22 protein-coding genes and 1 riboswitch are annotated in these 22,358 nt (G+C 72.8%); of the genes, 12 read left to right on the forward strand and 10 right to left on the reverse strand.

Annotated elements, in window-relative coordinates; genetic code table 11:
• The first annotated feature begins 19 nt into the window (after window positions 1–19).
• Entirely contained in the window at window positions 20–997 is a 978-nt protein-coding gene (locus ACH4NX_RS15625) for a GNAT family N-acetyltransferase (protein ID WP_398127515.1), read from the forward strand.
• 12 nt (window positions 998–1,009) lie between these two features.
• Here ACH4NX_RS15625 and ACH4NX_RS15630 read toward each other — a convergent pair whose 3' ends face one another.
• Both ACH4NX_RS15630 and ACH4NX_RS15635 read right to left on the reverse strand, forming a co-directional pair.
• Window positions 1,010–2,410, reverse strand: a complete 1,401-nt coding sequence (locus ACH4NX_RS15630) for a M1 family metallopeptidase (protein WP_398127516.1) — start codon at window positions 2,408–2,410, stop codon at window positions 1,010–1,012.
• A gap of 130 nt (window positions 2,411–2,540) precedes the next feature.
• Complete coding sequence (locus ACH4NX_RS15635; RefSeq protein ID WP_398127517.1) at window positions 2,541–3,110, reverse strand: heme-binding protein; 570 nt, start codon at window positions 3,108–3,110, stop codon at window positions 2,541–2,543.
• A gap of 319 nt (window positions 3,111–3,429) precedes the next feature.
• Between ACH4NX_RS15635 and ACH4NX_RS15640 the strand changes: the two genes are divergently transcribed.
• Window positions 3,430–4,653: a sensor histidine kinase gene (locus ACH4NX_RS15640; protein WP_351401273.1), complete on the forward strand. Its 1,224-nt coding sequence runs from the start codon at window positions 3,430–3,432 to the stop codon at window positions 4,651–4,653.
• Window positions 4,654–4,685: 32 nt separating this feature from the next.
• On the forward strand, window positions 4,686–5,504 hold the full coding sequence (locus tag ACH4NX_RS15645) for a response regulator (protein ID WP_398127518.1): 819 nt from the start codon (window positions 4,686–4,688) through the stop codon (window positions 5,502–5,504).
• 64 nt (window positions 5,505–5,568) lie between these two features.
• On the opposite strand, the gene ACH4NX_RS15650 is transcribed toward ACH4NX_RS15645, so the two are convergent.
• Window positions 5,569–6,144, reverse strand: a complete 576-nt coding sequence (locus ACH4NX_RS15650) for a TerD family protein (RefSeq protein WP_279563904.1) — start codon at window positions 6,142–6,144, stop codon at window positions 5,569–5,571.
• A 157-nt stretch (window positions 6,145–6,301) separates the two neighbouring features.
• Between ACH4NX_RS15650 and arfB the strand changes: the two genes are divergently transcribed.
• Complete coding sequence (gene arfB, locus ACH4NX_RS15655; protein ID WP_351401278.1) at window positions 6,302–6,739, forward strand: alternative ribosome rescue aminoacyl-tRNA hydrolase ArfB; 438 nt, start codon at window positions 6,302–6,304, stop codon at window positions 6,737–6,739.
• Window positions 6,740–6,841: 102 nt separating this feature from the next.
• On the opposite strand, the gene ACH4NX_RS15660 is transcribed toward arfB, so the two are convergent.
• Complete coding sequence (locus ACH4NX_RS15660; RefSeq protein ID WP_398127519.1) at window positions 6,842–7,312, reverse strand: GNAT family N-acetyltransferase; 471 nt, start codon at window positions 7,310–7,312, stop codon at window positions 6,842–6,844.
• 48 nt (window positions 7,313–7,360) lie between these two features.
• A complete protein-coding gene (locus ACH4NX_RS15665) occupies window positions 7,361–7,852 on the reverse strand; it encodes a flavin reductase family protein (protein WP_398127668.1) in 492 nt (163 codons plus the stop codon).
• Window positions 7,853–8,295: 443 nt separating this feature from the next.
• Between ACH4NX_RS15665 and cdgB the strand changes: the two genes are divergently transcribed.
• Together cdgB and ACH4NX_RS15675 are read left to right on the forward strand one after the other, a co-directional pair.
• Window positions 8,296–9,978, forward strand: a complete 1,683-nt coding sequence (gene cdgB, locus ACH4NX_RS15670; RefSeq protein ID WP_398127520.1) for a diguanylate cyclase CdgB — start codon at window positions 8,296–8,298, stop codon at window positions 9,976–9,978.
• A gap of 118 nt (window positions 9,979–10,096) precedes the next feature.
• Entirely contained in the window at window positions 10,097–11,050 is a 954-nt protein-coding gene (locus tag ACH4NX_RS15675) for a CBM35 domain-containing protein (protein WP_351401287.1), read from the forward strand.
• A gap of 28 nt (window positions 11,051–11,078) precedes the next feature.
• Here ACH4NX_RS15675 and ACH4NX_RS15680 read toward each other — a convergent pair whose 3' ends face one another.
• From ACH4NX_RS15680 to ACH4NX_RS15690, 3 genes are all read right to left on the reverse strand, one after another.
• On the reverse strand, window positions 11,079–12,011 hold the full coding sequence (locus tag ACH4NX_RS15680; protein WP_398127521.1) for a 1-phosphofructokinase family hexose kinase: 933 nt from the start codon (window positions 12,009–12,011) through the stop codon (window positions 11,079–11,081).
• Between the two features lie 157 nt (window positions 12,012–12,168).
• The gene (gene nagA, locus ACH4NX_RS15685; RefSeq protein WP_398127522.1) at window positions 12,169–13,314 is read right to left on the reverse strand and encodes an N-acetylglucosamine-6-phosphate deacetylase; all 1,146 of its coding nucleotides are present in this window, start codon (window positions 13,312–13,314) and stop codon (window positions 12,169–12,171) included.
• A complete protein-coding gene (locus ACH4NX_RS15690) occupies window positions 13,314–14,246 on the reverse strand; it encodes an ROK family protein (protein ID WP_398127669.1) in 933 nt (310 codons plus the stop codon). The genes nagA and ACH4NX_RS15690 overlap by 1 nt, the downstream gene beginning before the upstream one ends.
• Before the next feature lie 230 nt (window positions 14,247–14,476).
• On the opposite strand from ACH4NX_RS15690, the gene ACH4NX_RS15695 reads away from it, so the two are divergent.
• From ACH4NX_RS15695 to otsB, 3 genes are all read left to right on the forward strand, one after another.
• Entirely contained in the window at window positions 14,477–15,694 is a 1,218-nt protein-coding gene (locus ACH4NX_RS15695; protein ID WP_398127670.1) for an ABC transporter substrate-binding protein, read from the forward strand.
• A 44-nt stretch (window positions 15,695–15,738) separates the two neighbouring features.
• Window positions 15,739–15,963, forward strand: coding sequence for a DUF3263 domain-containing protein (locus tag ACH4NX_RS15700; RefSeq protein WP_398127523.1), 225 nt, complete (start codon window positions 15,739–15,741; stop codon window positions 15,961–15,963).
• Window positions 15,964–16,112: 149 nt separating this feature from the next.
• Window positions 16,113–16,991: a trehalose-phosphatase gene (gene otsB / locus ACH4NX_RS15705; protein ID WP_398127524.1), complete on the forward strand. Its 879-nt coding sequence runs from the start codon at window positions 16,113–16,115 to the stop codon at window positions 16,989–16,991.
• 76 nt (window positions 16,992–17,067) lie between these two features.
• On the opposite strand, the gene ACH4NX_RS15710 is transcribed toward otsB, so the two are convergent.
• Window positions 17,068–18,471 (reverse strand): trehalose-6-phosphate synthase, encoded by a 1,404-nt coding sequence (locus ACH4NX_RS15710; RefSeq protein ID WP_351401798.1) that lies wholly within the window; start codon window positions 18,469–18,471, stop codon window positions 17,068–17,070.
• Window positions 18,472–18,615: 144 nt separating this feature from the next.
• Between ACH4NX_RS15710 and ACH4NX_RS15715 the strand changes: the two genes are divergently transcribed.
• Window positions 18,616–19,320 carry a hypothetical protein gene (locus ACH4NX_RS15715; protein ID WP_398127525.1) on the forward strand — a complete coding sequence of 235 codons (705 nt, stop codon included), beginning with the start codon at window positions 18,616–18,618 and terminating at the stop codon, window positions 19,318–19,320.
• 3 nt (window positions 19,321–19,323) lie between these two features.
• Here ACH4NX_RS15715 and ACH4NX_RS15720 read toward each other — a convergent pair whose 3' ends face one another.
• Window positions 19,324–20,298 (reverse strand): glucosyl-3-phosphoglycerate synthase, encoded by a 975-nt coding sequence (locus tag ACH4NX_RS15720; RefSeq protein ID WP_398127526.1) that lies wholly within the window; start codon window positions 20,296–20,298, stop codon window positions 19,324–19,326.
• A 187-nt stretch (window positions 20,299–20,485) separates the two neighbouring features.
• Window positions 20,486–20,633: riboswitch (SAM riboswitch) on the forward strand.
• Window positions 20,634–20,650: 17 nt separating this feature from the next.
• On the opposite strand from ACH4NX_RS15720, the gene thrC reads away from it, so the two are divergent.
• On the forward strand, window positions 20,651–21,955 hold the full coding sequence (gene thrC / locus ACH4NX_RS15725; RefSeq protein ID WP_351401791.1) for a threonine synthase: 1,305 nt from the start codon (window positions 20,651–20,653) through the stop codon (window positions 21,953–21,955).
• Entirely contained in the window at window positions 21,952–22,227 is a 276-nt protein-coding gene (locus tag ACH4NX_RS15730) for a MoaD/ThiS family protein (RefSeq protein WP_351401789.1), read from the forward strand. The genes thrC and ACH4NX_RS15730 overlap by 4 nt, the downstream gene beginning before the upstream one ends.
• Window positions 22,228–22,358: the final 131 nt, after the last annotated feature.

Raw genomic sequence — 22,358 nt, forward strand, 5'->3', positions numbered from 1 at the left:
GACCGGATAGGTTGCCCGAGTGATCCTCACTCCCCTCCCGCTCACCCCCGACCACGACATCCCGGGCCCCCTCCTCACCGAACTCACCGCCCTCTACGCCTCGAACCGCGCGTTCCACGCGCTCGGCGGCGAGTTCCCGGACCCGGACGACATCCGTCCGGAGCAGGTGGCGGCGGCGCTGGCCGACGAGTTGGCGCGGCCGGGGGCCGAGGTGCTGCTCGCCAGGGACGCGGGCCGGCTGGTCGGGGTCGCGGTCACGCTCGCCCGGCACCCGGGCCCGGCCGAGCCGGACCCGTGGATCGGGCTGCTGATGGTGGACGCGGGGCTGTGGCGGCAGGGATACGGCACACGGCTCGCGTCCCTCGTCGAGGACCGCCTCCGGGCCGGGGGCCGCACCGCCGTACGGCTCGCCGTCCCCGACGCCGACGGACTCGCCTTCTGGACCGCCCTCGGTTACACGGCCGTCGACGACCGCCCCGACCTTCGGCGGGGCCACCCCCGCACGGTGCTGCGCAAGCCACTGGGCGGCCCGGCGGACGGGCCGCCGCGCACCCCGCGCCGCGCCGCCCGCCTCGCCGTGCTCGACCCCGAGGGCGCGGTCTTCCTCCTCCGCTACGACAACGTGGAGGTCGGCGTGCACTGGGCGATGCCCGGCGGCGGTCTGGAAGCGGACGAGAGCCCTCGCGAGGGCGCCCTGCGCGAAGTGCGCGAGGAGACCGGCTGGACCGACCTGGAAGCCGGCCCCCTGCTCTGCACCTGGGAACACGACTTCACCCACCTGAGCGTCGGCCCCGTCCGCCAGCACGAGCACATCCACGTCGCCCGCGGCCCCCGCCGCGAACCCACCGGCCCTCACCTCGCCGCAGCCCACGCCGCGGACGGCATCCTCACCTGGCGCTGGTGGACCCCGGGGGAACTCGCCGAAGCCCCCGAACCCCTGTGGCCGCCGGACCTGGCCCGGCTGCTCGACGCGTTCGAGGCACCCCGGAGCCTCTGAAGCCCTCGGAACTCACGGGCTGTCCGGCCTGCCGTCCCCGTACAGCCAGTCCTCCCAGACCCCCGAGAAGTCCTCGTCCGGCGCCGACTTCTCCACGTACGCCGTGAAGTCGTCGGTGTCCGCGTTGCCGTGGCGGTGGGCGGTGGCCCAGCCCCGTAGAAGCGCCGGGAAGGCGTCGTCGCCGACTGCCTGGCGGATCTTGTGCAGGACCATCGCGCCGCGCTGGTAGACGGGGCTCGCGGAGATGTGCTCCGCGTCGGGCGGGTCCGCGGGCGGGAACGCCCAGATCGAGTCGTTCGCGTCCTCGTCGGGGTAGTAGGTCCCGTCGTAGAGCGCGTCGAAGGTCTGCTGCGCGGTGTCGCCGCCCTCGTCCTCCTCCCACAGCCACTCGGCGTAGGTGGCGAAGCCCTCGTTGAGCCACATGTCCCGCCAGGTCTTCGGGCTGACGGAGTTCCCGTACCACTGGTGGGCGAGTTCGTGGACGAGCAGGACGGTGTCGGGGGCACCGGGGAAGTAGGGCCGGTTCTGGGTCTCCAGGGCGTAGCCGGCGTCGCCGACGCGGTCGACGATCGCGCCGGTGGAGGAGAAGGGGTACGGGCCGAAGTTCTCCTGGGCCCACTCCATGACCTCGGGAATCCGCTCCAGAACCACCCGGCTCGCGTCGGCCTGCTCCGGGTCGACGGCCGTGTACACCGGCAGGCCGTCGTCGGTGGTGGAGCGGTCGGTCTCCCAGTCGCCGACGGCGACCGTGGCGACGTGGCTCGACATCGGCTCGGCGGTGTGCCAGGTGAACGTCGTGCGGCCCTCGCGGGTGGTCTCACCCGTCAACTCGCCGTTGGAGACGGCTCCCAGGCCCTCCGGCACCGTCACCGCGAGATCGTAGGTGGCCTTGTCGGAGGGGTGGTGGTTGCCGGGGAACCAGGCCATCGAGCCCGTCGGCTCGCCGAGCCCGACCGCGCCGTCGGCGGTGGGCAGCCAGCCCTCCTCGGAGCCGTCCGGGTCGGTCACCGTCACCGGGCCACCGGAGTAGCGGACGGTGACTTCGAACGTCTCCCCGTCGTTCAGCTCGTCCGCCGGGCGGACGGTCAGCTCCTGTCCGGCCCGGTTGAAGCGGGCGTCCCGGCCCTCGACGGTGACCTTCTCGACGTCCAGGCCCTTGAGGTCGAGGTTGAAGGCGGACAGCTCCCGGGTGGTGCGGGCGGTGATCGTCGAGGTTCCGGTGAGGTGCTCCGCGTCGGGGTCGTAGGCCAGGGTCAGGTCGTAGTGGCCGACGTCGTAGCCGCCGTTGCCCGCCTTCGGGAAGTACGGGTCACGCACGCCCGAGCCGCCGGGGGTGCCGTCGACCCCGCCGCCACCGCTGCACGCCGCGAGGACGGTGACGGTGGCGGCTACGAGCAGGCGGGGGGTGCGCACGTCGTGATCTTATGAGGCGTTTCACGTGAAACGCCTCTCGGAACCGGCTGTCGGAGCCGTACCCCGGGCCCCGGATCTCTGCCCCCGCCTCCCCGGACCTCTGCCCCGCCCCCCGGTCCTCCGGGGCGGACTAGTCGATCGCCGCCGCGCCCGCCCGCGCGAACTTCTCGTCCAAGGTGCCGGACGGCGCACCCGCGACCCCGATTCCGGCGATCGGCGCCTTGCCGGCGGTGACCGGGACGCCGCCGCCCAGGAACAGGGTGCCCGGGATGTCCTTCAGGTTCGGGGCGTTCTCCAGGCGTCCTTCCAGCTCGGTGGTCGGGGCGTTCCAGGCGACCGCGGTGAACGCCTTCTTCACGGCCGACTCGTACGACTGCGGGCCCGCGCCGTCACCGCGCATGGTGAGGATCGTGTTGCCGTTGCGGTCGACGACCGCGACCGTGATCCGCCGGCCCTCCTTCCCGGCGGCCTTCAGCGCGGCCTGCGCCGCCTCGGTCGCGGCGGCGATCGTCAGATGCGTGGAGGTGGTGGTGTCGCGCCCGCCGGCCTCGCCGGCGGAGACGGCGGCCACCGCGGAGTTCCGGGCGGCGTCCGGCGCGGAGGCGTTCGCCGCCACGGTGCCGAAGGTGCCGGCGGCGACGGCGGCGAGGACGGTACCGCCGGTGGCGATGCGGGCGCGCCGGGAGAAGGTCTTCTTCATGGTGGTCTGCTCCTCGGAGAAGGGCTGAGATCGGGCCGGACGGTCCGCGCCGGGGTCACCCGGGCCGCTTCCGTCCGTCTGCTCTCCACCCTCCGCCCACCACCCGGGGCGCACGGTCGCCGTTCCGGCTGCTCGTGGGCGACGGAACGGGCGACGGCGGGGTCGTCCGATCGGTTGACCCGCCGGCCGCCCAGGCGGGTCACCATGGGAGTGTCCGCGCAGCTCAGCGATCTCCTACGGCACGTTGTAGGACACGCGGGCGGAAAGCCGCGGGACACACAGGCGGACAGGACACACAGGCGGAAGGGAGGCGCGCCGGATGCCGAAGCCGTACGACCCGGACACCCGGTGGCTCGGTGCCGTCATGCACGCGGCGTTCTTCCTGCTGCTCGGGGGTGCCCTGGCCCGGTTCCTGCAGCGCCACCCCGGCGAGCCACGCACTCCGTGGATCCTCGCCCTGTCCCTCACCCTCGCCGTGCTGCACCTGCTCGGCCCCGTCCTGAGCGGCCCCGGGGCGCGGCACACCCGTCGGAGCCTGGGCCGGCTGGGCCTGGTCGTCGTGGTGTGGATGGTGCTGGTCGTCCTCGCGCCCAGCTTCTCCTGGTGTGCGGTACCGCTCTTCTACACCGGCCTGCGCACCCTGCCGGCCCGCGCGGCGCTCGTACTGGTCGCCGTCCTGACGGTGTTCGTCGTCGCCGCGCAGCTCCGCCTCGCCGGAGGTCTCGACCCGAACCTGCTTCTCGCGCCGCCCGCCGTCGCCGCGATCGCCGCGGCCGTCTTCCTGCACACCGAACGGCAGGCGGCCCGGCAGCGCACCCTGATCGACGACCTGATCCGCACCCGCCGGGAACTCGCCGCCTCCGAGCGCCGCGAGGGCACCCTCGCCGAACGCCAGCGGCTGTCCATGGAGATCCACGACAGCCTGGCCCAGGGCCTGTCCAGTCAGCGGATGCTGCTCCAGGCGGCCGAGCGGGTCTGGGAGTCCGACCCGGACAAGGCCCGCACCCACGTCCGGGGCGCCGCCTCCGTCGCCGAGCACAACCTCACGGAGGCCCGGCGCTTCGTCCACGACCTCGCCCCCGCCGACCTCGCCCGCGGCGGCGGCCTGGAGGCGGCGCTGCGCGCATTGGCCGAGCGGGAGTCGGGCGGCCACCTCACCGTGCGCGTCCACGTGGACGACGGCGCCCGCGTCCCGCCGCTGCCCGACCGGGTCGAGTCCGTCCTGTTGCGCATCGCCCAGGGAGCGCTGGCCAACGTCCGGGAGCACGCGGACGCGTCCATCGCCGCGCTCACCCTCACCCTCCTCGACGACCAGGCCGTCCTCGACGTCACCGACGACGGACACGGCTTCGACCCGGCCGCGCTGCCCGACGCGCCCACCGGGGTACGCGGACACGGACTGCCCGCCATGCGCGCACGGCTGCGGCAGCTCGGCGGCACCCTGACCGTCGAGTCCGCGCCCGGCGAGGGCACCGTCCTGTCCGCTGCCGTCCCCCTGGAAGCGCCCCGGACCGGGCCGGCCGACGCACCCGAAGCACGATGACCATCCCGGCCCGAAGCCCTGGAGGCACTCCGATGACCGACCCGGTGGGCCCGCAGCCGGCTGCCGCATCCCTTCCCGTGCGTCTCCTGGTCTGCGACGACCACGCCGTCGTACGGGCCGGGCTGCTCGCCCTGCTCGACAGCGCGCCCGGTATCGAGGTGGTGGGCGAGGCGGGCACCGGCGAGGAGGCACTCGCGCTCGCCGCGCGGCTGGCGCCGGACGTGGTGCTGATGGACCTTCAGCTCGGCGAGGGCATGGACGGCGTGGAGACCACCCGCCGCCTCACGTCCCCCTCGGCGGCAGTCGGCGCCGCGGGCGCCGCGGGCGCCGCTGGAACTGCGGGAACCGCCGGCGCCCGGGCCGCGGGGGGAACGGGAGGAGGCGGACGCGCCGGGAGCGCCGGGAGTGCCGGGGAAGCCGTCGGAGAGGGAGGCGCCGGGGAGGCCCGGGGAGCGCCCCCGCACGTCCTGGTCCTGACCACGTACGACACCGACGCCGACATCACCCGAGCCATCGAGGCCGGCGCGACCGGCTACCTGCTGAAGGCCGAGCGCCCCGAGGAACTGTTCGCCGCCATCCACGCCGCTGCCCAGGGCCGAACGGCGCTGTCCGGACCGGTGGCCAGCCGGGTCATGGCCAACATGCGCCGCCCGCGTCCCTCCCTCACCGACCGCGAACGCGACATCCTGGCCCAGCTCGCCACCGGGCTCGGCAACCGGGAGATCGCCCGTGCCCTGTTCATCAGCGAGGCCACGGTGAAGACCCACCTGCGCCGCATCTACGACAAGCTGGACGTCGACACCCGCGCGGGCGCGGTCGCGGTGGCGAAGGAGCAGCGTCTGCTGACGTGACGTACGAAGGCCCCCCGGCGCACGACCGGGAGGCCTCCGTACGGAACGAACGAGCGGGTGAACGTCAGACGCTCACACCGAAGTCCTGGGCGATGCCCACCAGGCCCGAGGCGTAGCCCTGGCCGACGGCGCGGAACTTCCACTCGGCGCCGTTGCGGTACAGCTCACCGAAGACCATCGCGGTCTCGGTGGCCGCGTCCTCGGACAGGTCGTAGCGGGCGATCTCGGCGCCGCCGGCCTTGTTGAGGATGCGGATGTAGGCGTTGCGCACCTGGCCGAAGTTCTGCGAACGGTTCTCGGCGTCGTAGATCGAGACCGGGAAGACGATCTTCTCGATGTCGGCCGGGAGGCCGGCCAGGTTGACGTTGATCGCCTCGTCGTCGCCGGCGCCCTCGCCGGTGCGGTTGTCACCGGTGTGGACGATCGTGTTGTCCGGCGTCTGCTTGTTGTTGAAGAACACGAAGTGGCCGTCGGAGTAGACCTTGCCCTGCGTGTTGACCGCGATCGCGGAGGCGTCGAGGTCGAAGTCTGTGCCGGTGGTGGTACGGACGTCCCAGCCGAGCCCCACGGTGACTTCGGTCAGGCCCGGAGCCTCCTTGGTGAGCGAGACGTTGCCACCCTTGGACAGGCTTACAGCCATTGTTGGGAGTCCCTTCCCTCGTTTACGTACGGCAAGAAAGTTACAGCTACCCCCATGAACGACGAGAGGGGTACGCAAGGTTCCTGCTCTCTTTACTTTCTTTACCGAGGCCGGGCTCAGGATATTGGGGTGACGTGGGCCGCCCGGGGACGGGAACATGGACGGCATGTCCGGTCCTCATCTCATCCGCGGCTCCGTCTCCCTGCCCGAGGCCGAGCTCGTCTGGCGTTTCTCGCGCTCCTCGGGGCCCGGTGGGCAGCACGTCAACACCACGGACACCGCGGTGGAGCTGCGCTTCGACCTGGCGAGGACCGAGTCCCTGCCCGAGGTGTGGAAGCGGCGGGCGCTGGAGCGGCTGGCCGGACGCCTGACCGACGGGGTCGTCACCGTCCGCGCCTCCGAGCACCGCTCCCAGTGGCGCAACCGCGAGGCCGCCGCCGTACGCCTCGCCGCCCTCCTCGCCGAGGCCACCGCGCCCCCGCCCAGGCCCCGCAGACCGACCCGCGTCCCGCGCGGCATCAACGAGCGCCGGCTGCGCGAGAAGAAGCAGCGCTCGCAGACCAAGCGGGGGCGCTCCGCGCGGGACTGGGGGTGACCGACCGGTGGCACCCGATGAGTCTGTCCGCGGGTCCGTCGCGGCCGGCCGCGCAGTTCCCCGCGCCCCTTTCGGGGCGCACTCCAGGTCGGCCCTCCGCGTTCAGCCGAGGTCCAGCACGCCCACCGTCTCGCCCTCGCTGGTCTCTCCGTCGGGCCGGAAGCCCAGGCCCAGGTAGAAGCGCTCGGGGCCGTCCGGGCCCGGATGCCACGTCACGTAGCACTCCTTGCCGCCGCGGCGACGGATCTCCCGGGCCACCGACTCCACGGCGAAGCGGCCGTACCCCCGGCCCTGCTCCCCGGCCGCGATGTTCAGCCGCCACAGTCCGGAGCGCAGCACGCTGCCGTCCTCGTACCAGTCGATGTCGAAGAAGGCCATGAGGAAGCCGACGGGACGCTCGCCGTCGACGATCAGGCGGGGCCAGGCGACGCCGGGGTGGAGGTAGGCCTCGGCGAGGGAATTCACCACCGGGGAGACGGCGAACTCCTGCTCGGGGAGGACCCGTATGCCGACGGCGGCGTCGAAGTTCGCCGGAGTGATCTCCTCCAGGCGCGTGGCGGTACTGGTCGTCATGCGCGCACCCTAGGCAGGCGGTGCGAGGACGGGCGAGCGGATTTCCGCTCAGCCCAGCTGCCGGTAGCGCCCCTTGAAGTACGCCAGCGGCCCCCCGTCGGGGCTCGGCAGCGCGGCGGTCAGCACGCGGCCGATCACCAGGGTGTGGTCCCCGGCCGCCACCCGTCGCTCGGTACGGCACTCCAGCGTCGCCAGGGCACCGCCTACCACGGGGGCCCCGGTCGCCTCCCCCCGTACGTAGGGGATGTCCGCGAACAGGAGCCGGTCGCTGACGCGGCCCTTCATCGCGAAGCGGCCCGCGATGTGCCGCTGGCTCTCGGACAGGACGGAGACCGCCCACAGGGGCTGCTCGTCGAGCAGGTCGTCCATGCGGGAGCCCTCCCGCAGGCTGACCAGCACCAGCGGCGGGTCCAGGGACACCGACATGAACGCCGTGGCCGTCATCCCGACGTCCTCGCCGCTCGGCGCCTGCGGGTCGTCGGGGTCGAGCGACGCCTCCTGCGCGGTCACCAGGACCACGCCCGAGGCCAGCCGGGACATGGCGGCACGGAATTCCTCGTTGCTCACCCCCTCAGCATGCCCGGCGGCGGGCGACGGTGACGGAGGCGAGGGGGACGCGGAGGGCGTGGGGGACGTGAGAGACGGAGAATTCGGCACGCCCGCCACGCTAATCGCCGGGCCGCCGGTCCGGCATCGGCCCCCGGACCGAACCGGGGCACGAACCGGGACCTAGGACCCCGGAAGGAGGCGTGCGCACACCCAAGAACTTTGCGTTCGGTAAACGCCTGGGGAAAACGCGGAAACGCCATGCAATTGCTCACCTTTTGCTGTGACTTGAGTCACAAGGAGCGGTAATTGTTGACCCTGTGTACCGAGTGAGGAGCGCGCTGTGATTCAGTGGCGGGGAACCTGCAAGGGCACCAGCAGTACAGGCGCCGACGAGAACCCTTGATTCGCTGCGAGGCCTCGGGGGGAGGGTGAGCATGGAGACCGAGTCGGAGCCCTACGTCCGTCTTGCGTCCCTGCGTCAGCTGCACCAGGCCATGGCCGACATGAACACCGCCCGCAGCCTGGCCGACACCCTGCAGACCGTCGCCGACGGAGTCGTCCACGCCCTCGGGTACGAGCTGGCGTGCGTCAACCTGGTCCGCCCCGACGGCGACCTCGTCGTGGCCGCCTTCGCGGGCAACCAGGCCGCCGAGGCGCTGATCACCGGCCGGGTCGGCTCACGCGACTCCTGGGAGCGCCGCCTGGCCATGGGCGAGCAGTGGGGCGACCTGATCTTCATACCCCACACCGAGGGCTGGATCCTCGACGACGACGACGTCCCGCAGTGGTACACCGACGGGCCCGCGCCCCGCTTCGAGGACGAGTGGCACCCCTCGGACCGGCTCTTCGCCCCGATGTACGCGCCCGGCCCGCAGGGCGGCGGCAACAGTGGCGAGCTGGTCGGCGTCCTGTCCGTGGACCGGCCGCGCAACGGCCGCCGCCCCGGCGCCTGGGGTCGCGAGGCTTTGCAGATGTACGCGTTCCAGGCCGCGATCGCGATCAGCAACGCCCGGCTCCGCTCCAACATGCAGCGCGCCCTGGTCCGCCTGGAGCGCGACCAGCAGGCGCTCAGGGCCAGTGAGGAAAGCTTCCGGCAGGCCTTCGAGTACGCCCCCTCCGGCATGGCCATCGCCGAGATGGGCGGCGACCAGCACGGCCGCATCCTGCGCACCAACGACGCCCTGTGCCGCCTGCTCGGCCGCCCCGCCTCCGCGATGCGCCGCTACGCCTTCTCCGACCTGGTCCATCCCGAGGACATCGGCACCCTGCTGCGCACCTCCGCCGAGGGCGGCCGGGCCGAGCTGCGCCTGGGCCGCCGCGACAACACGTACGTCTGGGTCTCCCTGCGCAACAGCGTCGTCGCCGACGCCGCCGACGGGCCGCGCTTCCTGCTCACCCACGTCGAGGACATAGAGGAGCGCAAGCGCCGCGAGCTCCAGCTCGCCCACCGCGCCTCCCACGACTCCCTCACCGGCCTGCCGAACTCCGCCGAGCTGCGCTCCCGGCTCGCCGCCCGGCTCTGCCGGCGCCCGCAGTCCTCGCACGTGGCCGTGGCCGACGCCATGGACGCGGCCTACGGGCAGGACGTGGCCCACGGGAGCTCCGCCGTGTTCGACTCCGGCGGTCACACCTACGACTTCGGCGCGGGCACCGAGCCGTACGGCACCTACGACCATCATGAGCACGCCATCGCCCCCGCGGACGGCCGCGACGACGGCACCAAGGGGCTCGCGGTCCTCTTCTGCGACCTGGACGGCTTCAAGTCGATCAACGACCGGTTCGGGCACAACGCCGGCGACGCCGTACTCATCGAGGTCGCCCACCGGCTCAGCGGCGGGGTGCGCGACGGCGACACGGTGGCCCGGCTCGGCGGCGACGAGTTCGTGATCCTCGCCAACGGGCTCGGCCGGGCCGACGCCCAGGACCTCGCCGTACGCCTGCGCAACGAGATCATCCAGCCGATCCGGGCCGAGGGACGGGCCGTCCGGGTGGGCGCCAGCTTCGGCATCGGATGGGCCCACTGCGGCATGACGGCGGACGAGGTTCTCAAGTCCGCTGACGAACGGATGTACGTCGAGAAACGATCTCGTCCCAAACAGCATCGCCGAGCCGGATGATCACCAGGTCAGCGCCTTGATGCGGTGTGAGTCACCCTTTCGGGTCAGTGGGAGCGGGTAGGCTCGCTGTCTCACACCCGTACCGCACAAGCACCGCATCTGGTTAGGAGACCTAGGGATGACGCCCGGCAACAACGGCGCGAGCACGCCCGAGGACGACGACCCCTTCGGCTACCTCTACGCCGACGGGCAGGCCAACGGGGCCCAGCCGCCGTCCGGTGGCTATGGCTACCCGAACTCCGTCAACCGGGTGCGTCCCGTCGGCACACGGCAGTACGGGGCCCCGCAGGGCCAGCCCGCCCCGCAGCAGCAGGGGGTCTACGGCCAGGCCCCACAGCAGCAGGGCGCCCACGGCCGGCCGAACGCGCACTACGCCGCGCCGGAGACCTTCCCCGGCGGCGGCGCTCCCACCGCCCCGCAGCACTCGGGACACGGCGGGGGCGGCGGACGCCGCGGCCCCAACACCAAGGGCCTGCTGATCGGCGCGGTCGCGGTCGTCGCCGCGGTGGTCATCGGTATCTCCGTGGCCATGATGAGCAGTGGCTCCGAGGACGACAAGGGCGGCGAGGAGGCGGGCGGCGGCACCGCGCCCACCCAGTCGCAGACCACCGATCCCAGCCCCTCGGCCAGCGAAGGCGCCGAGGAGGAGGCCGAGCTGCCGTCGACGGACGCGAAGGCCCTCAGGCTGTCGCCCGGTGTGACGACCGCCTCGGACATCGAGGGCGCGAAGACCGAGGGCGGGGTCTACGTCACGGGCTTCAACCAGGTCGGCGCCAAGGTCACCTGGACGGTGAACGGCATCGAGAAGGCCGGCAGCTACCGGCTGAACGTGCGCTACGGCACCCCGGGCGTGGACGCCGACGCCACCCTGCTGGTCAACGGCAAGTCCGAAGCCCGTCCGCTGAACATGAAGAACTTCGGGGGCACGCCGGCCGGGGACTGGGAAAAGGGCTGGAAGTCCACCTGGGCCAACGTGAACCTCAACGAGGGCACCAACACGATCGAGCTCGCGTGCAACGCGGACAACAAGTGCGAAGTGGTCCTCGACCAGCTCTCGATCACGGCCGGCTGACACCCCCCTGGGCCGGCCGCAGGCCACGTCACGCCGCGTCGGCCTCCGCCGTCACCGCGACCCCGCGTCCGAGCAGCTCCTCGTACGCCCCCCGGTCGAACTCGCCCGCCACCGGTGCCGACACCGTCGCCGCGGACAGGGCGACCGCGCGGGCCAGGCGGTCCGGCCAGGGCAGGTTCTCGACGAGGCCGGAGAGCAGCCCCGCGACCGCCGAGTCGCCTGCACCGGTCGGATTGCCCCGGACACGGGCGTGCGGCGCGGCCCGCCAGCGGCCCTCCGGAGTCACCGCGAGCAGCCCCTCGGCGCCCAGTGAGGCGACCACCGAGCGGGCACCGCGGCGCCGGGCGGACTGCGTGGCCCGCAGCGGCTCGTGCGAGCCGGTCAGCTCGGCCAGCTCCTCGGCGTTCGGCTTGATCAGGTCCGGGCGGGCGGCGACCCCCCGGCGCAGCGGCTCCCCGCTGGTGTCCAGCAGCACCGGCACGCCCGCGGCGCGCGCCGTGCGCACCAGGGCGGCGTACGCGCCCACCGGTACGCCCGGCGGCAGGCTGCCGCACAGGGCGACCGCCGAGGCGCCGGCCAGCAGATCCTCGTAGACGTTCTGGAAGGCGTTCCACTCGGCGGGTGCGACGGCCGGTCCGGGCTCGTTGAGCTGGGTGGTGTCGCCGGTGCGTTCGTCGACGACGGCGATGGTGCGCCGGGTCGCCCCCGCGACCGGCACCAGCGCGTCGGCCACCCCGCGCACGCCGCCGAGCCCCTCGCGCACGACCTCTCCGGTGACGCCGCCCGCGAAGCCGGTCACCGTCACCTCGTGTCCGAGGGCCGCCAGCACCCGGGCCACGTTCAGGCCCTTGCCGCCGGGCCGCTCCGTCACTCCGGTGACCCGGTGGGAGGCGTGCGGCCTGAGGGCCGGGACCCGATAGGTGATGTCGAGCGCGGTGTTGAGTGTGACGGTGAGGATCACCTGGGCAGACCTCCCCCGATCGCCTGCGGCTGCCGTGTGGACACGATCATGCCAAACGGGTGGCGGCGGGCCCAGCCCCCGGGGCGGCCACCGCCGGGCGCTCCGGGTGCTCCGGGCGCTCCGGGGGTGGACTCGGGGTGGTGGCCCCGGGGACGGATCAGCCCAGCCCGGGATCGACCACCCATTCGCCCCGGCGCATCACGCCCACCAGGTCGAACGCGGCGTCCAGCACCACCAGGTCGGCGTCCTTGCCGGGCTCCAGGGAGCCGACCCGGCCGTCCAGGCCGAGCAGCCGCGCCGGGTTGGCGGAGATCGCCGCGACCACGTCCTCCACGGCCAGCCCGTCCACCGTCACCGCCCGCTTGAAGGCGCGGTCCAGGGTGAGCGTGGAGCCCGCGATCGAGCCGCCCTCCACCAGCCGGGCCACCCCGTCGGAGACCTCGACCTCCATCGGGCCGAGCAGATAGCGGCCGTCACCGAAGCCGGCCGCGTCCATCGCGTCGGTGATGAAGGCGACCCGGGCGGCGCCCGCGTGGTGGAAGGCCAGCCGGAGCGCGGCCGGGTGCAGGTGCGTGCCGTCGTTGATCAGCTCGACGGTGACCCGCTCGTCCTCCAGCAGCGCCGTGATCGGGCCCGGGGCGCGGTGACCGAGCGGCGGCATCGCGTTGAAGAGGTGCGTGGCGACCGTGGCGCCCGCGTCGATGGCCTGGAGCGTCTGCTCGTACGTCGCGTCCGTGTGTCCGACCGCCGCGATCACGCCGTGCTCGGCGAGCAGCCGTACGGAGTCCAGGCCGCCCGGCAGCTCGGTGGCCAGCGTCATCATCTTCGCGTGCCCGTGCGCGGCGTCGATCAGCTTGCGGACCTCGGCCGGGTCCGGGTCGCGCAGCAGCTGCTCGTCGTGCGCGCCCTTGCGGCACGGGGAGATGAACGGCCCCTCGAAGTGGATGCCGGCGACGTCGCCCTGCTGGGCCAGCTCGGCCAGCACCCCGGCGTGCCGGGCGAGGAAGTCCAGGTCACCGGTGACGGCGGAGGCGACCGTCGTCGTCGTGCCGTGCCGGCGGTGGGTGTCGACGCCCTTGAGGATCTCCTCGTGGGTGCCGCCGGCGAAGGAGGCGCCGCCGCCGCCGTGGTTGTGGATGTCGACGAAGCCGGGGACCACCCAGTGGCCCGACACGTCGAGGACTTCCGCCTGAGGGGACGCCGTGTCCGCGATCCGCGTGCCGTCGACGATCACGCGGCCGTCGTCCACGGTCCCGGTGGGCAGTACCACCCGGGCACCGGCGAGAACCTTGCTTGGGGCCATCAGGTGGTTACCTCCGGGGGAGTCACGGTCGTGGGAGTGGTGCTGAGTGGGTCGGTGGTGAGCAGGTCCCAGGCCATGAGCCCGGCACCCAGGCAGCCGGCGGTGTCCCCCAGGGCCGCGGGGACGATCTCCGGCAGCTTCTGGAAGGTGACGCGCCGCCGGACGGCGTCCCGCAGTGGTGTGAACAAGGTTTCCCCCGCCTCGGCGAGGCCGCCACCGATGATCAGGACCCGCGGGTCCAGCAGAGTGAGCGCGGTGACCAGCCCGTCGGCGAGCGCGTCCACGGCGGCCCGCCACACGGCGAGCGCCCGGGTGTCGCCCGATTCGACGGCCTTGGCGCAGTCGGCGGCGTCCGCCTCCGGGTCGCCGCACGCCTCGGCCCACGCCTGGCTGACCGCCGACGCGGACGCGAACCGCTCCAGGCAGCCGCGCTGCCCGCACGGGCACGGCGTCCCGCCGGGCCGTACGACGATGTGGCCGATCTCGCCCGCGAAGCCGTGGGCGCCCGACTCCACCCGGCCGTCGATGCCGATGGCACCCGCGATACCGGTGCCCAGCGGCACGAACAGGAACCGGTCGGTGCCCTGCCCCGCCCCGATGCGCCCCTCGGCGAGCCCGCCGGTGCGCACGTCGTGCCCGAGGGCGACCGGAATGCCGCCGAGCCGGTCGCTGAGCAGCGCCCGCAGCGGTACGTCGCGCCAGCCGAGGTTGGCCGCGTACACGGCGGTGCCGTGCTCCTCGTCGATGATGCCGGGGACGACGACACCGGCGGCGCGGGCGGGCTCGCCGAACCGGTCGGCGCCGTAGGCGCGCAGTTCGGCGGCGAAGTCCAGGATGCCCGCGACGACCGCCTCGGGACCGCGGTCGCGGCCGGTGGCCCGGCGGGCCTGGTGCAGCAGCTCGCCCCCCGGCCCGGCCAGGGCGGCCTTCATCCCGGTGCCGCCCACATCGAGGGCGATGACATGTCTCACGGGGACAGTGTGGCCCGTTGACCCGGGAGAGGTCTAGTCCACTGTCGTGGTGTAGACCTTAATCCGTTAAACGAACAAGCGAACAAGCGAACGCGTAAGCAAAGCAGCGAACGACAAGTCGTCGGCAGGGTTGGGGAATCAGGGTGCAGCGGCGTAGGACAGGAACGATCGCGGTGGTGTCCGCACTGGGCATGACGGTGGTCCTCGGCGGCTGCGGGCTCACCGGAGACTCCGGCGAGGTGACCCTGAAGCTGGTGGCCGCCGACTACGGCGACAGCAAGGCCAACAGCTCCCAGACCTACTGGGACGAACTGGCCAAGGCCTACGAGGCCAAACACCCCGACGTGCACGTGGACGTCACCGTGCACTCCTGGAACGACGTCGACCGCAAGGTCCGCGAAATGGTCGAGGCCGGTGAGGCGCCCGACATGGCGCAGATCGGCGCCTACTCCGACTACGCGGACCAGGGCCTGCTCTACCAGGCCGGTGAACTCCTCTCCATCCCGGTCCAGGCCAACTACGTCTCGCAGCTCGCCGGCGCCGGCCAGGTCAACGGGGTGCAGTACGGCCTGCCGTTCGCGGCCTCCACCCGCGTGCTCTTCTACAACAAGACCCTCTTCGACAAGGCCGGCGTCACCCCGCCCAAGACCTGGGACGACCTCGCCGACGCCGCCGGGGAGCTCGAGGCGGAGGGCGTGAAGTACCCGTACGCGCTGCCGCTGGGCCCCGAGGAGGCACCGGCCGAGACGATGCAGTGGATGCTCAGCGGCGGGGGCGGCTACATCGACGACGTCGGCACCTACTCCGTCGACTCGCCGCAGAACGTCACCACCTTCACCTGGCTCAAGGAGGAACTGGTCGAGAAGGGCCTCACCGGCCCGGTCGCCCCCGGCCAGCTCGACCGGGCCGACGCCTTCGCCGCCTTCGCGAACGGCGACGTCGGCATGCTCAACGGCCACCCGACGCTGATGAAGATGGCGTCCGACAAGGGCGTGAAGTACGGCATGGTGACGACCCCCGGCGTCGACGGCGCCAGCAGGAACACGCTCGGCGTCACCGACTGGATGACCGCCTTCAAGGAGAACGGCCACCAGGAGGAGATCGGCGACTTCCTCGACTTCGTCTACGACGACGAGAACGTCCTCGACTTCTCCCGCCGGTACAACCTGCTGCCGGTGACCACCTCCGCGTCCCAGATCATGAGCACCTCGGCGGAGGACAAGGACCTCCGGCCGTTCCTGAACGAGCTGCTGCTCTCCGAGCTCTACCCGGTCGGCAAGACCTCCTGGGCCTCGGTCAGCGCGGACGTCAAGAAGCGCATCGGCCAGGCGGTCGCCCCCGGCGGCAGCACCGAGGAGGTCCTCGCCCAGATCCAGGCGACGGCGATGCGGGCGGGCAGCGCGGAGTAGCGGCCACGGGGCCACTGTCGGTGGCGGGCGTTACGGTGCCGTACATGGACCTGGGACAGAGGGAGCGGCGCATCCTCGCGCTGGAACGCCGCGGCTTTCCCGGCCCCGGCGCGAAGGAGCGCGCGATCCGCGAGGAACTGGGCCTGGCCCCCGTCCGCTACTACCAGCTCCTCAACGCCCTCCTGGACGCCCCCCGCGCGCTGGCGGCCGACCCGGTGACGGTCAACCGGCTGCGCCGGGTACGGGAGTCGCGGCGCTCGGAGCGGTGACGCCGCCGGCGCGGGCGGACGTGATCCGCGGCGCGACCGCGTTCGCAGGGTCGGCCTGTGCCCGTCCGCCCTGTGCCCGTCCGGCCGGTGTGCGGCGGAGGCGCAGAGCGATGCGTGTGCCCCGCGCGCCGGCGGGATAGGTTCGCGGTATGGGCAGCCACCAGGACTCCATCCGTGACGACTCCCCGGACTCTCCGGCCCACCTGCCGACGCCCGCGACGGCGGCCGGACGCGAAGGGCTCGACGCCCTCCTCGCCCGCCCCGGCCGCGCCGTGGTCGCGCTCGACTTCGACGGCACGCTCGCCCCGATCGTCGCCGACCCCGACCGGGCCCGCGCCCACCCGGACGCCGTACCGGCGCTCGCGGCCCTCGCCCCGAAGGTCGCCTCCGTCGCCGTGATCACCGGCCGCCCGGCGGAGGTCGCGGTCCGCCACGGCGGCTTCGCGGCCGTCCCCGGCCTGGGACACCTCGTCGTCCTCGGCCACTACGGAGCCGAGCGCTGGGACGCCGCCACCGGCACCCTCACCACCCCCGACCCGCACCCCGGCGTCGGCGCCGTCCGCGCCGAGCTGCCGGGACTGCTGGAGCGGTCCGGGGCCGGGCAGGGCACGTGGACCGAGGAGAAGGGCCACGCGATCGCCGTCCACACCCGCCGTGCCCCCGACCCCCAGGCCGCCTTCGACACCCTGCGCGCCCCCCTCACCGGCCTCGCCTCCCGCCACGGCCTGATCGTCGAGCCGGGCCGCATGGTCCTGGAGCTGCGCCCGCCCGGCATGGACAAGGGCGCCGCACTGCGGGAGTACGTCCGGGAGCTGGACGCGGGGGCCGTCCTCTACGCCGGCGACGACCTCGGCGACCTCCCCGCCTTCACCGCCGTCGACACCCTCCGCACGGAGGGCACCCCCGGCCTCCTGGTCTGCAGCGGCAGCGACGAGGTCCCGGACCTCCGCGAACGAGCCGACATGGTGGTCGACGGCCCGCCGGGAGTGGTACGCCTGCTCCGTTCCCTGGCCGCACGGCTCGCGTAGCCACTTCCTGCCCCCCCCGTAGCGCCGGGCCGCGCGACCCACCGCAGCCCAGCCCCAACGCCGGATCACCCGGCGATCAAGACCTCAGCGCATCCAACTGCTCCAGGAACCACCGCGCCGGAGGCAACGCCGTCCCCGCCGCCGCCAACCGCTTCGTCCGCTCCGCCCGTTCCCCCGGCGCCACCCCCAACGCCTCGTGCAGCGCGTCGGCCGTGCCGACCACGTCGTACGGGTTCACGACGACCGCGTCCTCCCCCAGCTCCTCGTACGCCCCCGCCTCCCGGGACAGCACCAGCACGCACCCCTCGTCGGAGACGACCGGCACCTCCTTCGCGACGAGGTTCATCCCGTCCCGGACGGGATTGACCAGCGCCACGTCCGCCAGCCGGTACGCCGCCAGCGACCGCGCGAAGTCGTCCTTCACATGCAGCACGACCGGCGTCCACCCCGCCGTCCCGAACTCCGCGTTGATCGAGTCGGCCACCCGCCGCACCTCGGCGGTGTAGTCCCGGTACACGGCGAGGTCCTGCCGCGAGGGGTAGGCGAACGCGACGTGCACGACCCGTTCCCGCCACTGAGGCCGCCCGGTCAGCAGCTCCCGGTACGCCAGCAGCCCCCGCACGATGTTCTTCGACAGCTCGGTCCGGTCCACCCGCACGACGGTCCTGCGCGCGCTTCCGTCCGGGCCGGCGCCGATCTCCGCCCGCAGCGCCGCCATCCGCTCGTCCACGTCGGCCTCGTGCGACCGCCGCCGCAGGAAGTCCGCGTCGGCGCCCAGCCCGTGCACACCGATCTCCGTGGAGCCGAGCCCGCCCACCAGCGCGTCGCAGCAGGCGCTGAACGCGTCGGCCCAGCGCCGGGTGAGGAACCCGAGCCGGTCGGCGCCGAGCATGCCCCGCAGCACCTGCTCGGCGATGTCGTCCGGCAGCAGCCGGAAGTAGTCGACCGGCGCCCACGGCGTGTGCGAGAAGTGCCCGATCCTCAGATCCGGCCGCAGCTCCCGCAGCATCCCCGGCACCAGTGTCAGGTGGTAGTCCTGCACGATCGCGACCGCGCCCTCGGCGGCCTCCTCGGCCAGCGCCTTCGCGAAGGCCCGGTTGTACGCCTCGTAGGAGGCCCACTGCCGCCGGAACTCCGCGTCGAAGACCGGCTCCAGGGGCGTCTGGTAGAGCATGTGGTGCACGAACCACAGCACGCTGTTGGCGATCCCGTTGTACGCGTCCGCGTGCACGTCGGCCGGTACGTCCAGCATCCGCACGCCGTCCTCGCCGACCCCGCGCCGCACCGCCTCGCGGTCGCCGTCGCCGAGCGCGGAGCACACCCACAGCGCCCCCGCGTCCGGCCCGATGGCCGACAGTCCGGAGACCAGCCCGCCCCCGCCGCGCCTGGCGTGCAGCGAACCGTCGTCCCGCACCTCGTACGAGACCGGCCCCCGGTTGGAGGCGACCAGTACCTGAGCAGCACCGAAGCTTGAAGCCATACGCCTCAACGTAGCCAGGCCCCGGAACCCTCAAACGTGCTCGGACGACACTTCGGCATCGATTGCGTCACGCGTCTTGTGCAGAAGATGTGAACGGATCGAGCATATGCGGTGCACATTTCAACTTTCTGGGGGGTGGGCGTCATGCCCATACGTATCCGCCGGTTCGCCGGCACCGCGGCACTGGTCGCGGCCTCGGCGCTGGCTCTGGCCGGTTGCGGGGACGGAAGCGCCGGTACCGGGACGGCGGCCGAGCGACCGGCCTCGGCCACCGCCACACCGACCCCCACGCCCACTCCGACCCCCACAGCCACGCCGGCCTCGACCCCCTCGCCGACCCCCACACCCACCCCCGCCGCCGTCACGCTGGACGACCACACCGGCTCCGCCGTCGGAAAGGCGGTCGGCGCGGCGAAGAAGGCCGGGCTCGCCTACGCCGTCCAGCTCCAGGGCACGGGCGGGAAGCGGGCCTCCTCCTGGGCCGCGGGCGAGGAGGTCTGCGAGCAGACCGACGATCCCGGCGGCTCCTACGACGTGGCGTTCACCGTCCCGCGCAACGGCCGTGACTGCTCCGGTGACCTCCTGCACACCCCGGAACCGGCCCGTACGACGGCCCCCGCCCCGGATCCCGGCACGGACACGGGTTCCGGCACGGGTACGGACACGGGTTCCGGGACCGGCACCGGCGGCTGCGAACTCACCAGCCCCGCCGGCAACTGCTACGCCGACGGCCAGTTCTGCGCCAAGAAGCACCGCGGCCTGAGCACCCACGGGCGCGGTGGCGAGTACCTGACCTGCGCGCAGGACCCGGGCGGCAGGTGGCGCTGGTCGGACGGCGTCGCCGGCTGACGCTCAGGCCACCCTGCGGGCCGCGTACTCCGCGATCTCCGTCATCGGGGGGCGTTCCTCGGTGTCCACCGAGTACGTGCGCGGCTCGAAGCCGTCGGCGCCCCGTTCGAACTGGATGAGGGACGGCCGTACCAGGTGGCCGCGGGCCAGCCGGAGCTGGGCGGTGCGGTAGATCGCGGCGGACATGCGGCCCAGCGCCTGGCCGTCCTGGTGCCGGTGCCTGCGCACGCCGACGTCGACCTGCGCGAGGGCGTCCAGGCCCACCAGGTGCAGGGAGTCGACCAGCATGCCCAGCTCGACCCCGTAGCCGACGGGGAAGGGGAGCCGCTCCAGGAGGGAGCGGCGGGCCGCGTACTCGCCGCCGAGCGGCTGGACGAAACCGGCCAGCCGCGGCCAGTGCATGTTGAGCAGCGGGCGGGCCATCAGTTCCGTGACCCGGCCGCCCTGCCCGGCCGCGGGCAGGCCGGAGGCGCGGCCGCCGTCGGACACGGTGAGCGGGCGGTCGTACATGGCCTTGACGAGGTGCACGCCCGGGTCGGTGAGCAGCGGCCCCACGATCCCGGTGACGAAGTCGGCGGAGAACTCGCGCAGGTCCGCGTCGACGAAGCAGACGATGTCGCCGCCGGTGACCAGCAGCGAGCGCCACAGCACCTCGCCCTTGCCGGGCACGGCCGGGATGCGGGGCAGGATCGCGTCGCGGTGCACGACGCGCGCGCCCGCCGCCGCGGCCACCGCCGACGTGCGGTCGCTCGATCCGGAGTCCACGACCACGATCTCGTCGACGAGCGGGACGCGCCCCATCAGGTCCCGGCGGATCACCGTGACGATGTCGCCGACCGTCGCCTCCTCGTCGAGGGCGGGGAGCACCACGCTGACCGACTGCCCGGTGGTGTGCTTGGCGGCCAGGAGCTGCTGGATCGGCCGGTCCGACACGGACCAGGAGCGTGCGCTCAGCCAGCGCTCGACTTCTTCCAGCACGTTCGGTGGCTCCTTCGTGGTCCGGTGTGATCCATCTCGCGGTGCGGACGACTGTCTCAACCGCCCTGGCCTTCGGTTACAGTCTTGAACAACGCGGAGGCCCACCGCATGCCGGGGGTCCCGCACGCACCAACGCTCGACAAGCGCGCCAGGCGCGACAGGCCGAGCGGGATCAACAATCGAATACCGCTCATCCAGAGGGGCAGAGGGATACGGCCCGTTGAAGCCCCGGCAACCCTCCAGTCGGTTCCTGTCACGCGGACGTGGCGAGGCTCCCGGCTCGGGAAGGTGCCAAATCCGTCTCACGGCGAGATGCGTCGTGAGGAAGATGAGGAGAAAGGGCCTCGCCTCCATGGCTGTGCAGACTGTCGAAAGCACCACCACCCCCGACGCTCCCGCCCCCGCCGGCTCCGTCGATCTGGGCCCCGCCGCAGCGCTCTCCTGCCGCGAATGCGGCCACCGCGTCCCGCTCGGCCCCGTCTTCGCCTGCGAGGAGTGTTTCGGCCCGCTGGAGATCGCCTACGACTTCTCGGCCTACGACACCGAGGAACTCCGCGCGCGTATCGAGGCGGGCCCCGCGAACATCTGGCGCTACGCCCCGCTGCTGCCCGTCCCCGCCGACGTGGCCGACAAGCCGAACATCAACCCCGGCTGGACCAAGCTGGTCAAGGCCGACAACCTGGCCCGCGAGCTCGGCGTCACCGGCGGTCTGTACGTCAAGGACGACTCCGGCAACCCGACGCACTCCTTCAAGGACCGCGTCGTCGCGCAGGCCATCGAGGCCGCCCGCGCCTTCGGCTTCACCACCCTGTCCTGCTCCTCCACCGGCAACCTCGCGGGCGCCGTCGGCGCCGCCGCCGCCCGCGCCGGCTTCCGCTCCTGCGTGTTCATCCCGCACGACCTGGAGCAGGGCAAGGTCGTCATGGCCGCCGTCTACGGCGGTGAGCTCGTCGGCATCCAGGGCAACTACGACGACGTGAACCGCTTCTGCTCCGAGCTGATCGGCGACCCGGCCGGCGAGGGCTGGGGCTTCGTCAACGTCAACCTGCGACCGTACTACGCGGAGGGCTCCAAGACCCTGGCGTACGAGATCTGCGAGCAGCTCGGCTGGCGGCTGCCCGACCAGATCGTCGTCCCGATCGCCTCCGGCTCGCAGCTCACGAAGATCGACAAGGGTCTGCAGGAGCTGATCAGGCTCGGTCTGGTCGAGGACAGGCCGTACAAGATCTTCGGCGCCCAGGCCGAGGGCTGCTCGCCGGTGTCCACCGCGTACAAGGCCGGCCACGACGTCGTACGCCCGCAGAAGCCGGACACCATCGCCAAGTCCCTGGCGATCGGCAACCCGGCCGACGGCCCGTACGTCCTCGACATCGCGCGCCGCACCGGCGGCGCCGTGGAGGACGTGAGTGACGAGCAGGTCGTCGACGCGATCAAGCTGCTCGCGCGCACCGAGGGGATCTTCGCGGAGACCGCGGGCGGCGTGACGGTCGGCGTCACGAGGAAGCTGATCGAGAACGGCGTCCTGGATCCGTCCCTCACCACCGTCGTCCTCAACACCGGCGACGGCCTGAAGACCCTCGACGCGGTGGCCGGTACCGGCCTCACCGCCACCATCCGCCCGAACCTGGACTCCTTCCGAGAGGCTGGCCTCGCATGAGCGTGACCGTTCGCATCCCGACCATCCTGCGCACCTACACCGGCGGCAAGGCCGAGGTCGCCGCCGACGGCGCGAACCTCGGTGAGGTCATCGCCGACCTGGACAAGAACCACACCGGCATCGCCGCCCGCGTGCTGGACGACCAGGGCAAGCTCCGCCGCTTCGTCAACGTCTACGTCAACGACGACGACGTCCGCTTCGAGCAGGGCCTTCAGACCGCGACCCCCAACGGCGCGGGCGTCTCCATCATCCCCGCGGTCGCCGGCGGCTGATACGCGTCGATACACGTCGTAGTACGAATTGCCCTCTCCGTAAGAGAAACGGAGGGGGCAATTCCATGTGATTGAGCACGGTAGAGTTGGGGAACGCGCTCCCGATCGCGAGATCGGGAACTCCGCCTCCC

It is taken from the genome of Streptomyces sp. NPDC017225, from assembly GCF_044331465.1.
Taxonomy (GTDB): Bacteria; Actinomycetota; Actinomycetes; order Streptomycetales; family Streptomycetaceae; genus Streptomyces.

Bases quoted from the DNA above. Each gene is read 5' to 3' on its own strand.
- ACH4NX_RS15635 (WP_398127517.1), bottom strand. From the start codon at position 3,110: ATGAAGAAGACCTTCTCCCGGCGCGCCCGCATCGCCACCGGCGGTACC.
- ACH4NX_RS15640 (WP_351401273.1), top strand. From the start codon at position 3,430: ATGCCGAAGCCGTACGACCCGGACACCCGGTGGCTCGGTGCCGTCATG.
- ACH4NX_RS15645 (WP_398127518.1), top strand. From the start codon at position 4,686: ATGACCGACCCGGTGGGCCCGCAGCCGGCTGCCGCATCCCTTCCCGTG.
- ACH4NX_RS15650 (WP_279563904.1), bottom strand. From the start codon at position 6,144: ATGGCTGTAAGCCTGTCCAAGGGTGGCAACGTCTCGCTCACCAAGGAG.
- arfB (WP_351401278.1), top strand. From the start codon at position 6,302: ATGGACGGCATGTCCGGTCCTCATCTCATCCGCGGCTCCGTCTCCCTG.
- ACH4NX_RS15660 (WP_398127519.1), bottom strand. From the start codon at position 7,312: ATGACGACCAGTACCGCCACGCGCCTGGAGGAGATCACTCCGGCGAAC.
- ACH4NX_RS15665 (WP_398127668.1), bottom strand. From the start codon at position 7,852: ATGTCCCGGCTGGCCTCGGGCGTGGTCCTGGTGACCGCGCAGGAGGCG.
- cdgB (WP_398127520.1), top strand. From the start codon at position 8,296: ATGGAGACCGAGTCGGAGCCCTACGTCCGTCTTGCGTCCCTGCGTCAG.
- ACH4NX_RS15675 (WP_351401287.1), top strand. From the start codon at position 10,097: ATGACGCCCGGCAACAACGGCGCGAGCACGCCCGAGGACGACGACCCC.
- nagA (WP_398127522.1), bottom strand. From the start codon at position 13,314: ATGGCCCCAAGCAAGGTTCTCGCCGGTGCCCGGGTGGTACTGCCCACC.
- ACH4NX_RS15690 (WP_398127669.1), bottom strand. From the start codon at position 14,246: ATGAAGGCCGCCCTGGCCGGGCCGGGGGGCGAGCTGCTGCACCAGGCC.
- ACH4NX_RS15695 (WP_398127670.1), top strand. From the start codon at position 14,477: ATGACGGTGGTCCTCGGCGGCTGCGGGCTCACCGGAGACTCCGGCGAG.
- ACH4NX_RS15700 (WP_398127523.1), top strand. From the start codon at position 15,739: ATGGACCTGGGACAGAGGGAGCGGCGCATCCTCGCGCTGGAACGCCGC.
- otsB (WP_398127524.1), top strand. From the start codon at position 16,113: ATGGGCAGCCACCAGGACTCCATCCGTGACGACTCCCCGGACTCTCCG.
- ACH4NX_RS15710 (WP_351401798.1), bottom strand. From the start codon at position 18,471: ATGGCTTCAAGCTTCGGTGCTGCTCAGGTACTGGTCGCCTCCAACCGG.
- ACH4NX_RS15715 (WP_398127525.1), top strand. From the start codon at position 18,616: ATGCCCATACGTATCCGCCGGTTCGCCGGCACCGCGGCACTGGTCGCG.
- thrC (WP_351401791.1), top strand. From the start codon at position 20,651: ATGGCTGTGCAGACTGTCGAAAGCACCACCACCCCCGACGCTCCCGCC.
- ACH4NX_RS15730 (WP_351401789.1), top strand. From the start codon at position 21,952: ATGAGCGTGACCGTTCGCATCCCGACCATCCTGCGCACCTACACCGGC.